At 64.6% G+C, this 11,416-nt stretch carries 14 protein-coding genes; 1 reads left to right on the forward strand and 13 read right to left on the reverse strand.

The window, feature by feature from the left end:
- Positions 1-89: 89 nt before the first annotated feature.
- The 13 genes from ybgF to P3W75_RS27040 form a co-directional block, all read right to left on the reverse strand.
- Positions 90-920, reverse strand: coding sequence for a tol-pal system protein YbgF (gene ybgF, locus P3W75_RS26980; RefSeq protein ID WP_276230378.1), 831 nt, complete (start codon positions 918-920; stop codon positions 90-92).
- Positions 921-926: 6 nt separating this feature from the next.
- Positions 927-1,433, reverse strand: a complete 507-nt coding sequence (gene pal / locus P3W75_RS26985) for a peptidoglycan-associated lipoprotein Pal (protein WP_009616943.1) — start codon at positions 1,431-1,433, stop codon at positions 927-929.
- A 52-nt stretch (positions 1,434-1,485) separates the two neighbouring features.
- Positions 1,486-2,730 (reverse strand): Tol-Pal system beta propeller repeat protein TolB, encoded by a 1,245-nt coding sequence (gene tolB, locus P3W75_RS26990; protein WP_276230379.1) that lies wholly within the window; start codon positions 2,728-2,730, stop codon positions 1,486-1,488.
- A 53-nt stretch (positions 2,731-2,783) separates the two neighbouring features.
- Positions 2,784-3,836, reverse strand: coding sequence for a cell envelope integrity protein TolA (gene tolA, locus P3W75_RS26995; RefSeq protein WP_276230380.1), 1,053 nt, complete (start codon positions 3,834-3,836; stop codon positions 2,784-2,786).
- 1 nt (position 3,837) lies between these two features.
- A complete protein-coding gene (gene tolR, locus P3W75_RS27000) occupies positions 3,838-4,302 on the reverse strand; it encodes a protein TolR (RefSeq protein WP_276230381.1) in 465 nt (154 codons plus the stop codon).
- 18 nt (positions 4,303-4,320) lie between these two features.
- Complete coding sequence (tolQ, locus tag P3W75_RS27005) at positions 4,321-5,016, reverse strand: protein TolQ (RefSeq protein ID WP_276230382.1); 696 nt, start codon at positions 5,014-5,016, stop codon at positions 4,321-4,323.
- Between the two features lies 1 nt (position 5,017).
- The gene (gene ybgC, locus P3W75_RS27010) at positions 5,018-5,464 is read right to left on the reverse strand and encodes a tol-pal system-associated acyl-CoA thioesterase (RefSeq protein ID WP_276230383.1); all 447 of its coding nucleotides are present in this window, start codon (positions 5,462-5,464) and stop codon (positions 5,018-5,020) included.
- 52 nt (positions 5,465-5,516) lie between these two features.
- Positions 5,517-6,581: a Holliday junction branch migration DNA helicase RuvB gene (ruvB, locus tag P3W75_RS27015; protein WP_276230384.1), complete on the reverse strand. Its 1,065-nt coding sequence runs from the start codon at positions 6,579-6,581 to the stop codon at positions 5,517-5,519.
- Positions 6,582-6,591: 10 nt separating this feature from the next.
- A complete protein-coding gene (ruvA, locus tag P3W75_RS27020) occupies positions 6,592-7,197 on the reverse strand; it encodes a Holliday junction branch migration protein RuvA (protein WP_276230385.1) in 606 nt (201 codons plus the stop codon).
- Between the two features lie 25 nt (positions 7,198-7,222).
- A complete protein-coding gene (gene ruvC, locus P3W75_RS27025; protein WP_276230386.1) occupies positions 7,223-7,747 on the reverse strand; it encodes a crossover junction endodeoxyribonuclease RuvC in 525 nt (174 codons plus the stop codon).
- Between the two features lie 84 nt (positions 7,748-7,831).
- Positions 7,832-8,578, reverse strand: coding sequence for a YebC/PmpR family DNA-binding transcriptional regulator (locus tag P3W75_RS27030; protein WP_276230387.1), 747 nt, complete (start codon positions 8,576-8,578; stop codon positions 7,832-7,834).
- A gap of 66 nt (positions 8,579-8,644) precedes the next feature.
- The gene (gene aspS / locus P3W75_RS27035; protein ID WP_276230388.1) at positions 8,645-10,423 is read right to left on the reverse strand and encodes an aspartate--tRNA ligase; all 1,779 of its coding nucleotides are present in this window, start codon (positions 10,421-10,423) and stop codon (positions 8,645-8,647) included.
- Between the two features lie 43 nt (positions 10,424-10,466).
- The gene (locus tag P3W75_RS27040) at positions 10,467-10,736 is read right to left on the reverse strand and encodes an FmdB family zinc ribbon protein (RefSeq protein ID WP_276230389.1); all 270 of its coding nucleotides are present in this window, start codon (positions 10,734-10,736) and stop codon (positions 10,467-10,469) included.
- A 218-nt stretch (positions 10,737-10,954) separates the two neighbouring features.
- Here P3W75_RS27040 and P3W75_RS27045 point away from each other — a divergent pair.
- A partial coding sequence (locus tag P3W75_RS27045) for a Dps family protein (RefSeq protein WP_276230390.1) occupies positions 10,955-11,416 on the forward strand: 462 nt, incomplete at its 3' end.

Here is an 11,416-nt window from a genome sequence, read left to right on the forward strand (position 1 = left end):
TCCTACAGGAGGAGCATGCCCAGCTGAAATGAAAAACACCGTTTCCCCCTGCTGGAAGAAACGGCGTTTTCAGATGAACGACAAGAGGCTTACTTGAGGCTCTTCAGGTCCCGCTGGGCCAGCTGCGCGGCGGAGCTGCCCGGGTACTGGGCGACCACCTGCTGGAGAATGCCGCGAGCCTTGTCGTTGTTGCCCAGGCGGCGCTCGACGTCGGCCAGCTTGTACAGCGAGTCGGGCACCTTGGGGCTGGACGGGTAGGACTGGCTGACCTTGGCGAACGCCTGGCCGGCGCCCTGCAGGTCGCCCTTGGCCAGGTTCACCTCGCCCAGCCAGTACTGGGCGTTGCCGGCGTACTGGCTGCTCGGGTACTTGCGCAGGAAGGCGCCGAAGGCCTGGCTGGCCTTGTCGAAGTCCTTGGCCTTGATCAGGTCGAAAGCCGCGTCGTAGTACAGCTTCTCTTTCGCCGGATCACCCGCCTCGTTGCTCGCGGGCTGGGCGGCCGGTTGTTGCTGCTGGGCGGCGGCGGCACCGGCCGCTGCGCCCGCACCGGCGGCGCTGCCGTCGGTGGAGGAAGTCTGTGGCGCCGGAGCGGAGGAAAGGCGGCGATCGAGGTCCTGATAACGCTCGAGGCTTTCCTGCTTCAACTGCTGGATCTGGTTCTGCTGCTCTTCGAGGGTGCCACGCAGGCGAGCGATCTCGTCCTGCATCTGCTGCAACTGCATGAACAGCTGGGCTTGCCCGGAGACGGGAGCGGCCGAAGCCGCCCCGCCACCGGCGTAAGCACCATCAGCGCCTGCGGTGCCATAACCCGCGGGCGGCGCGCTGGCGTAGCCGCCATCGTTACCATCCACCACCGGAACCGCGGCCGCTGCCACCAGGGGCAGGCCGCAGACCATCAAGGTCAGAAATCGCAGGCGCATAGGGTCTTACTTCTTCAGCTCAACGCGACGGTTCTGAGCCCAGGACTGTTCGTCGTGGCCGGTGGCAACCGGACGCTCTTTACCGTAGGAAACCAGTTCCAGTTGAGCCGGGGACACGCCCTGCAGAACCAGGTAGCGCTGAACGGCCTTGGCGCGACGCTCGCCCAGAGCCATGTTGTACTCACGGGTGCCGCGTTCGTCGGTGTGGCCTTCCAGGACAACGTGCTGGCCGCTGCCTTTGAGGTCTTTGGCGTGTACGTCCAGAGCGCGCATGGCTTCCGGCTTCAGGTCGGAGCTGTCGTACTCGAAGTAGAAGGTGGTGATAGCGCGCAGAGCGGCTTCGTCGCTCAGGCTGCCGTCGACAGCACCGCTGTTGGCGCCGTAGCCAGCGTTCGGGTCAACGCCGCCATTGGCGCCTTCGCCAGTAGCATCGCCTTTCTTGGACGAGCAACCAACGGCTACGGCCATGGCGAGGGCGATAACGGCAAATTTGCCGAATTTCAGCATTTCCATCATGTAACTCCTAATGAACCCCAGTGTATTAATTTGGAACAGTTGGCAACCGTCAGTTCAGGTAAGGGGACCAGGAAGGCTCTCGCACGTCGCCTTGAGCGGTGGGTAGCGGTAACCGAACACGTCCGTTGATGCTCACGAGCATCAACACGCCCCGGTCCTGCTGGCGGGTGGCATATATTAGCATCGTGCCATTTGGCGCAACAGTGGGCGAATCGTCCAGCGTAGTGTTGGAAAGTACCCGGAGATTACCGCGTTGAAGGTCCTGCGCGGCGATCTGGAAGTTGGTGAAACCGTCCTGACGGTGCACCATCACCAGGGTCTTCTCGTCCGCCGAAAGTTTCGGGTTGGCGTTGTAGTTGCCGATGAAGCTGACCCGGTCGGTGGCGCCGCTGTTGACGTTCATCTTGTAGATCTGCGGCTTGCCGCCACGATCCGAGGTGAAGTACAGGGTCGAGCCGTCCTTGCCCCAGAAGGGTTCGGTATCGATCGCCGCGTTGTTGGTCAGGCGGCGCAGTTGGCGCGAGCCCAGATCCATCAGGTAGATCTCCGGGTTGCCGTCGCGCGACAGCACCAGGGCCAGGCGGTTGCCGTCCGGGGAGAACGCCGGGGCGCCGTTGAGGCCTTCGAAGTTGGTCAGCTGCTCGCGGCGGCCGGTATCGACGTACTGCATGAAGATGCGCGGACGCTTCTGCTCGAAGGACACGTAGGCGATGCGCCGGCCGTCCGGGGAGAAGCGCGGCGAGAGGATCGGCTCGCGCGACTGCAGCAGGGTCACCGGGCGCGCGCCGTCATAGTCGGAGCGCTGCAGGGTGTAGCGGGTGTTGTCCGCCGAGAAGCGCTCCGCGGTCACGTAGAGCAGGCGGGTGGAGAAGGCGCCCTTGATGCCGGTGAGCTTCTCGAACGCCTGGTCGGCGATGAAGTGCGACATGTCGCGCAGCTGCTCGACGCTGCCACCGACGCTGCCGGTGACGATCTGCTGCTGGGTGGCGACGTTGAACAGGCCGTACTGCACCTGCAGGCGACCGCCGGCGGGAACGATGCTGCCGATCAGCACGTACTGGGCGCCCAGGGCCTGCCAGTCACGGTAGATCACTTCGCTCGGCTGGGCCGGCTGGCTGATCATGTTCTGCCGCGGAATCGGCTCGAAGTAGCCCGAGTTGCGCAGGTCGTTACCGATGATGTTGGCCATGTCGTCGGGCAGGACGTTGCCGCCCTGCCAGCCGAACGGCACCACGGCGATCGGCACGGCCCGATCGGTGCCGCTGGTCACCAGAATGTTCTTCTCTTCTGCCATCGCCACGCCTGCCACGCAGAGCAGGGCAATGAGCAATCCTCTGAAAATCTTGATCACAGCGTGAGGTCCTCAGGCGTGAAGGTCATCTTGAAGGAACGGTAGGGATTGAAGTCCTTGGGACTCAGGCCCTGCATTTCAGTAATGCGACCGACGTTCCTCACGGCGTTCACCGCGGAATTGTCGAACGCCTTGTCGCCGCTGGAACGGGCGACGGTCGCATTGGTAATGGTGCCATCGGGCAGCATGTTGATCTGCACGGTAACACTCATGCCGTTACGGGCCGATGGCGGTCGCGACCAGCCCTCGGATACCCGCGAGCGGATCAGGTCGTCGAAGTTGCCTGCCACCTCGTTGCCCTGCTCGTCGGCCAGGGCCTGTTGCCGCTGCGTGTCGTCGGACAGCAGTTCGGCCAGGGCCTGGGCCTTCTTGTCTTCCTGAGCCTTCTTCGCCGCTGCCTGGGCGGCGGCCTTCTTCTTCGCGGCGTCGGCGGCAGCCTTCTTCTTGGCGTCCTCCGCGGCGGCGAGTTTCTTGGCCTGCTCCTCGGCTTTCTTCTTGGCGTCTTCGGCGGCCTTCTTCTTGGCCTCCTCCGCCGCTTCCTTCTTGGCTTCTTCCGCGGCCTGCTTCTTGGCCTCGTCTTCGGCTTTCTTCTTGGCGATGTCGGCCTGCTGCTTCTCGGCAGCGGCCTTGGCCTCGGCAGCCTTCTTGGCGGCGTCGGCGGCCTTCTTCGCCTCGGCGGCCTTGGCAGCGTCCGCGGCTTTTTCCGCCTCGGCAGCCTTTCGAGCGTCGTCGGCCTGCTTTTGTTCCGCAGCCTTGGCCGCAGCTATCGCTTCCTGCTCGACCTTCTTTTGCTCCAGCTGTTCCTGTTCGTACTGCTTGGCAGAGGTCTTCTTCGCCTCCCCGGCGATCTTCTGGTTGGTCTGTTGCGTCGCCTGGCTCTTGGACTTCAGCTGATAGAGCGTAGCCTGCACGATCGGCCGCGCAGGCGGCAGCTCGGGCGTCATGGCCCAGCTGACGAAGAGCATGGCGAAGATGAGGACGTGCAGCGCTACGGCGAGTACGACCGGCCAGAAGTAGCCTTCCGATGGAGAGCGTTCGAGTTGGTGCATATCAGGTTCCGGGCGCCTCGGTGATCAGCCCGACATTTCCTACGCCGGCCTTCTGCAGGCCGCCCATGACAGCCATGACAGAGCCGTAGTCGACAGCCTTGTCGCCACGCACGAAGACCTGCACTTTCTTACCCTGGCTGCTGTTCTGCGCCAGGATGGCGGTGGCCGCGGTCACCAGCTGGTCAAGGGAAACGGCGGTCTGGCTGCCCTTGCCCTGGTCCGGGTCGACTTCCGAACCCATGTTCCAGTAGTAGGTCTTGTCGGCCTTGATCGAAATGGTCAGCACCCGCGAGTCGTTGTCCTGCGGGAGCACTTCGCTGGAAACCTTGGGCAGGTCGACCTTGACCCCCTGGTTCAGCATCGGTGCGGTCACCATGAAAATGACCAGCAGCACCAGCATCACGTCGATGTATGGCACCACGTTCATTTCCGCGACCGGCTTGCGTTTATGACGGACCCTTGCCATGTCGGCTTACCCCTCTGGTCAATCGTCGCTGGCGTGCACTTTGCGGTGCAGGATGGCCTGGAACTCGTCGGCGAAGGTGTAGTAACGGCCGATCAGCATTTCCGAGCGCGCGGCGAAGCGGTTGTAGGCGATGACCGCCGGGATTGCGGCGAACAGGCCGATCGCGGTGGCGATAAGCGCCTCGGCGATACCGGGGGCGACGGTGGCCAGGGTGGCCTGTTGCACGGCGGCCAGGCCGCGGAAGGAGTTCATGATGCCCCAGACGGTGCCGAACAGGCCGATGTACGGGCTGGTCGAGCCGACGGTGGCGAGGAACGGCAGGCTGGTTTCCAGCTTCTCTTCCTCACGGGAGATGGCCACGCGCATGGAACGGGCCACGCCTTCCATCACCGCGTCCGGGTCGACGCCGGGCTGTTGGCGCAGGCGCGAGAATTCCTTGAAGCCGGCGCGGAAGATCTGCTCGACGCCGGAATCCGGGTCGGGGTTGCTGCCGGCCTGGCGGTACAGTTTGGACAGGTCGATGCCCGACCAGAAGCGTTCTTCGAAGCCATCCAGGGCTTTCTTCGCCGAGCGCATCATGTTGCTGCGCTGGAAGATCATGATCCAAGAAGTGACCGAGGCGGCCACCAGGGTCAGCATGACCAGCTGCACCACGAGACTGGCGTTGCTGATCAGGCTCCACATGGAGGTATGGTCGACGACGTTCGGTTCCACGTTATTCTCCTGCTGAAAGGGTGTCCGGAGTGCCGGCAAATGCCGCACGCAACACTTCGGGGATGGCTCTGGGCTTCAGGTTGTCTGCCCGCACGCACGCCACCAGGAAACGACCCTCGCATAGCAGGACCGAATCCGACGCTCGACGAACCTGTTGACGGAAACGCAGGCTCGCGCGGTTCAACTCCTCGATCTCGGCGCTGACGATCAGCTCGTCGTCCAGCCGGGCCGGCGCGTGGTAGCGCGCCTCGGCCGAATGAACGACGAAAAGCAGGTTCTCACCCACCAGCTGCGATTGGGCGAAGCCCAGAGCCCGCAGCCGCTCGGTGCGAGCCCGCTCCATGAACTTGAGGTAGTTGACGTAATAGACGATGCCGCCCGCATCGGTGTCCTCGTAATAGACCCGGAACCGATGTTCGAACGGCTGACCCCCGTGTTGCGCGCGCATACTCTAGAACCAAGTTCGGGCTTTGCCAATCGGCAATCAGCCACAAATGCAATTAATTACCATCTTCAGGGGAGAAAAGATCCGTGATCGCCCCCTCACCCATCCGCTTCGGCAACTTCAGGCCGAAATGCAGGTATGCATGCCGGGTGACCACCCGTCCCCGCGGCGTGCGCATGATATAGCCTTGCTGGATCAAATAGGGCTCCAGCACGTCCTCGATCGTGTGTTTTTCTTCGCCGATGGCCGCGGCGATGTTGTCCAGGCCGACCGGCCCGCCGTCGAACTTGTCGATCATGGTCAACAGTAGACGTCGGTCCTGGTGGTCGAAGCCACGTTCGTCGACATCCAGCAGGTTCAGCGCCTTGTCCGCCACCTCGCTGCTGATGCTGCCGTCACCGCGCACCTCGGCGAAATCGCGCACGCGACGCAGCAGGCGGTTGGCGATACGCGGCGTGCCACGGGCGCGGCGGGCGACTTCGTAGGCGCCGGCCGGGGCCATGTCCAGGCCGAGGATGCCGGCCGAGCGGGCGACGATGGTCGCCAGGTCATCGACGCTGTAGAACTCCAGGCGCTGGACGATGCCGAAGCGATCGCGCAGCGGGTTGGTCAGCATGCCCGCGCGGGTGGTGGCGCCGACCAGGGTGAAGGGCGGCAGGTCGAGCTTGATCGAGCGCGCCGCCGGCCCTTCGCCGATCATGATGTCGAGCTGGAAGTCTTCCATCGCCGGGTACAGCACTTCCTCGACTATGGGCGAGAGCCGGTGGATCTCGTCGACGAAGAGCACGTCGCCCGGCTCGAGGTTGGTCAGCAGCGCGGCGAGGTCGCCGGGGCGCTCCAGTACCGGGCCGGAGGTGCTCTTGATGGCCACGCCCATCTCCTGGGCGATGATGTTCGCCAGGGTGGTCTTGCCCAGGCCCGGCGGGCCGAAGATCAGCGTGTGGTCCAGGGCCTCCTTGCGGCCACGGGCGGCGCTGATGAACAGTTCCATCTGCTCGCGCACGCTCGGCTGGCCGATGTAGTCGGACAGGCTCAGCGGGCGGATGGCGCGGTCCAGCTGCTCCTCGCGCTCGCGAGGGCCGCCGGTGGCGGCCGAGATCAGGCGATCGGTCTCGATCATGCGCGGCTACCTAGACCATGCCCTTGAGCGAGCGGCGGATGAGTTCTTCGCTGGACAAACCTTTTTCCTCCACGGCGGCCACGGCGCGGCTCGCCTCCTGCGGCTTGAAGCCTAGCGCGATCAGCGCGCTGACGGCGTCCGCCTCGGCGCTTGAGACTGTTGCCACCCGTTTCGGTTCCGTGACCAGGGTGGCGATCGCCGGCATGTTCTCCCAGGCCTTGAAGCGGTCCTTGAGCTCCACCAGCAGGCGCTCGGCGGTCTTCTTGCCGACCCCGGGGATCTTCACCAGGGTGGAAGTATCCTGCGCCTGCACGCAGCGCACCAGCTCATCGACCTCCAGTCCCGACATGAGGGCCAGGGCCAGCTTGGGGCCGACGCCGTTCAGGCGGATAAGCTCGCGGAACAGCTCGCGCTCGCGCTTCTCGGCGAAACCGTAGAGCAGGTGGGCGTCCTCGCGCACCACCAGGTGGGTGTGCAGGGTCACCGGCTCGCCAAGGGCCGGTAGGCGGTACAGGGTGGTCATCGGCACTTCCAGCTCATAGCCGATGCCGTTGACGTCGAGGATCAGGTGCGGCGGCTGTTTCTCCGCCAGGGTGCCACGCAGGCGTCCAATCACGGCTCAGGGTCCTTGCAGTTGTCGATTACAGGCGCAGGCGCCCGCCACGCCGGCGCGCCGTGGCCAGGCCGTGGGGCACCAGGCTCTGCCGGGTGTGGGCGTGGCACAGGGCGATGGCCAGGGCGTCGGAAGCGTCGATCTGCGGCTTCTGGGTCAGCTTCAGCAGATGCATGACCATCAACTGCACCTGCTGCTTGTCCGCCCCGCCGGTACCGGCGATGGCCTGCTTGACCTGGCTGGCGGTGTACTCGGCGATCTCCAGCCCCTCTTCCGCCGCCGCCACTATGGCCGCACCGCGCGCCTGGCCGAGCTTGAGCGCGGAGTCGGCGTTGCGGGCCATGAACACCTGCTCGATGCCCATCATGGTCGGGTGGTAGGTCTGGATCACTTCGCGCACGCCACGGAAGACGATCTGCAGGCGCTCATGGAGCACGCCGTTGCCAGTGCGGATACAGCCCGAGGCCACGTATTCGCAGCCGCGGCCGGTATCCCTCACCACGCCGAAGCCGGTGATGCGCGAGCCGGGGTCGATGCCTAGGATCAGGGTCATAGGGCGCAAACCAAAAGCCGGAAGCCGGAGCGGTCGAATCCGACGGCTCCCACTTCCGGCCCGTTGCCCTCGTCGGTGCAGGCGTCAGCCAATCTGCGCCATTACCTCGTCGGGGATTTCAGCGTTGGAGTAGACGTTCTGCACGTCATCCAGGTCCTCGAGCATGTCGATCAGCTTGAGTACCTTCTGCGCCGTCTCCAGGTCCAGGGTAGCGGTGGTCGAGGGGATCATCGAGATCTCCGCGTCGTCGCCCTTGAAGCCGGCGGCGATCAGCGCCTCGTTGACCGAGATGAAGTCGGCGAAGCTGGTGAAGACGTCGATGGAGCCGTCGTCGTTGGTCACCACGTCATCGGCGCCGGCCTCCAGGGCCGCGTCCATCAGGGCTTCCTCGCTGACGCCGGGGGCGAAGCTGATCTGCCCCTTGCGGTCGAACATGTAGGCCACCGAACCGTCGGTGCCGAGGTTGCCGCCGCACTTGCTGAACGCATGGCGCACTTCCGCCGCGGTGCGGTTGCGGTTATCGGTCATGGCCTCGACGATGATCGCCACGCCGCTCGGCGCGTAACCTTCGTAGGTCAGTTCCTCCATGTTGTCCGCGTCGTTCGAGCCCACGCCACGCGCGATGGCGCGGTCGATGGTGTCGCGGGTCATGTTCGCGGTCAGCGCCTTGTCCACGGCCAGGCGCAGACGCGGGTTGTCCGCCGGGTTACCGCCACCCTGCTTGGCCGCGACCGTGAGTTCGCGGATCAGCTTGGTGAAGATCTTGCCCTTCTTGGCGTCCTGACGTTCCTTGCGGTGCTTGATGTTGGCCCATTTGGAATGACCAGCCATAACTCACTCCGTATCACGTGTGCAGCGCGCGGCGCCCCTCGGGACACCGCCGCGGATTGAATCGGTTTACTCGGCGGCCTTCTGCTGCTCGCGCAGGCGGATGTGCAGCTCGCGCAGGGCCTTGCCGTCCACGGTGCCCGGGGCCTGGGTCATGACATCGCCGGCACTCTGGGTTTTCGGGAAGGCGATGACTTCGCGGATGGAGGCCGCGCCGGTCATCAGCATCACCAGGCGGTCCAGGCCGAAGGCCAGGCCACCGTGCGGCGGCGCGCCGTACTTCAGGGCGTCCAGCAGGAAGCCGAATTTCTCTTCCTGCTCGGCATCGTCGATGCCCAGCACGCGGAATACCGCCTGCTGCATGGCCTTGTCGTGGATACGGATGGAACCGCCACCCAGCTCGGTGCCGTTGAGCACCATGTCGTAGGCGCGGGACAGCTTGTCGGCCGGGTTGGCCTCCAGCTCTTCCGGGGTGCACTTGGGCGCGGTGAACGGGTGGTGCAGCGAGGTCAGGCTGCCGTCGTCGTTCTCTTCGAACATCGGGAAGTCCACGACCCACATCGGCGCCCACTCCTTGGTGAGCAGGTTGAGGTCATGGCCAACCTTGATGCGCAGCGCGCCCAGGGCGTCGCAGACGACCTTGGCCTTGTCGGCGCCGAAGAACACGATGTCGCCATCGACCGCACCGACGCGATCGAGGATCACGTTCAGGTTCGGCTCGGCGATGTTCTTGACGATCGGCGACTGCAGGCCTTCCACGCCCTTGGCGCGTTCGTTGACCTTGATGTAGGCCAGGCCCTTGGCGCCGTAGATGCCGACGAACTTGGTGTAGTCGTCGATCTGCTTGCGCGGCATGCTCGCCCCGCCCGGAACGCGCAGGGCGGCGACGCGGCCCTTGGGATCGTTGGCCGGGCCGGAGAAGACCTTGAACTCGACATCCTTCAGCTGATCGGCGACGTCGACCAGTTCCAGCGGGATGCGCAGGTCCGGCTTGTCCGAACCGTAGCGGCGCATGGCTTCTTCGAAGGGCATGTGCGGGAACTCGTCGAACTCGACGTTCAGCACTTCCTTGAACAGCTGGCGCACCATCTTCTCGGTGATGGCGATGATGTCGTCTTCATCGAGGAAGCTGGTCTCGATGTCGATCTGGGTGAATTCCGGCTGGCGGTCGGCGCGCAGGTCTTCGTCGCGGAAGCACTTGGCGATCTGGTAGTAGCGGTCGAAGCCGGCGACCATCAGCAGCTGCTTGAACAGCTGCGGCGACTGCGGCAGGGCGAAGAAGTGGCCCGGGTAGGTGCGGCTGGGCACCAGGTAGTCGCGCGCGCCTTCCGGGGTCGGACGACCGAGGATCGGGGTCTCGACGTCGAGGAAGCCGTTCTCGTCGAGGTAGCGGCGGATGCTGCTGGTGATGCGCGCGCGCAGCTTCAGCTTGGCGGCCATTTCCGGACGACGCAGGTCGATGAAGCGGTAGCGCAGGCGGGTTTCCTCGCCAACGTCGGAATATTCGTCCAGCGGGAACGGCGGGGTCTCAGCCTGGTTCAGCACTTCCAGCTCATAGCCCAGCACTTCGATCGCGCCGGAAGCCATGTTGGCGTTGCGTGCGCCTTCCGGACGCATGCGTACCTTGCCGGTGATCTTCACCACGTACTCGCTGCGCACGCGGTCGGCCTTGGCGAAGGTCTCGACGCGATCCGGGTCGAATACCACCTGGGCCAGACCTTCACGATCACGCACGTCGAGGAAGATCACCCCGCCGTGGTCGCGGCGACGGTGTACCCAACCGCAGAGAGTGACTACCTGGCCGTCCAGGCTTTCGTTCAATTGGCCGCAATAGTGGCTGCGCATCATGGTGTGTTTCGCTTCTCGCAAGTCTTGGATTCTGTGGAACCGCTCATTCGCTGGCGGAACAGCCGCCGCCACCGCAACCGGTGGCCGGACAGGCCGCGGGGGCATCGCCGGAAGCCAGATTCTTCTTCGCTCCGGTCTTGAAGTCGGTCTCGTACCAACCGCCGCCGCCCAGACGGAAGCCTGGCGCCGACAACATCTTCTTCAATTCGGGAGCCTTGCAGGCCGGACAATCGACCAACGGCGCATCGCTGAACTTCTGGATGGTCTCCAGCTGATGCGCGCAGGACTGGCACTGGTATTCGTAAATCGGCATCGGGACACCTTGGCTGCTATGTCGTGGCCGCGAGCCCGCATCCCGCGGCAAAGGCGCGGATTATAGCCTGAAAAAACCATGACTTGCAGCCGCCCCGGCGCCGTGCGAAGGCGCGCCTCCGGATAGAGAATAGCTATCGGATGCTTTGACTCAAACCAAAAGGATCGCGACCGCCCCCGTGCTAGCCTGGCCAGGACCTTTCACACGAGGAAGACGCCATGGAAATCGACATCGGCATCGCCGAACAGGACCGCGCCGCCATCGCCGAGGGTCTCTCGCGCCTGCTGGCCGACACCTACACCCTCTACCTGAAGACCCACAACTTCCACTGGAACGTCACCGGGCCGATGTTCAACACCCTGCACCTGATGTTCGAAGGGCAGTACACCGAACTCGCCCTGGCGGTGGACAGCATCGCCGAGCGCATCCGCGCCCTCGGCTTCCCCGCGCCGGGCACCTACGCGGCCTACGCCCACCTGTCCTCTATAAAGGAAGAGCAGGACGTGCCCGACGCCGAAGAAATGATCCGCCTGCTGGTCCAGGGCCAGGAAGCCGTGGTGCGCACCGCGCGCAGCATCTTCCCGCTGGCCGACAAGGTCGCCGACGAACCCACCGCCGACCTGCTGACCCAGCGCATGCAGGTTCACGAGAAGACCGCCTGGATGCTGCGCAGCCTGCTC

The organism is Pseudomonas citronellolis, from assembly GCF_029335315.1.
Taxonomy (GTDB): Bacteria; Pseudomonadota; Gammaproteobacteria; order Pseudomonadales; family Pseudomonadaceae; genus Pseudomonas; species Pseudomonas citronellolis_A.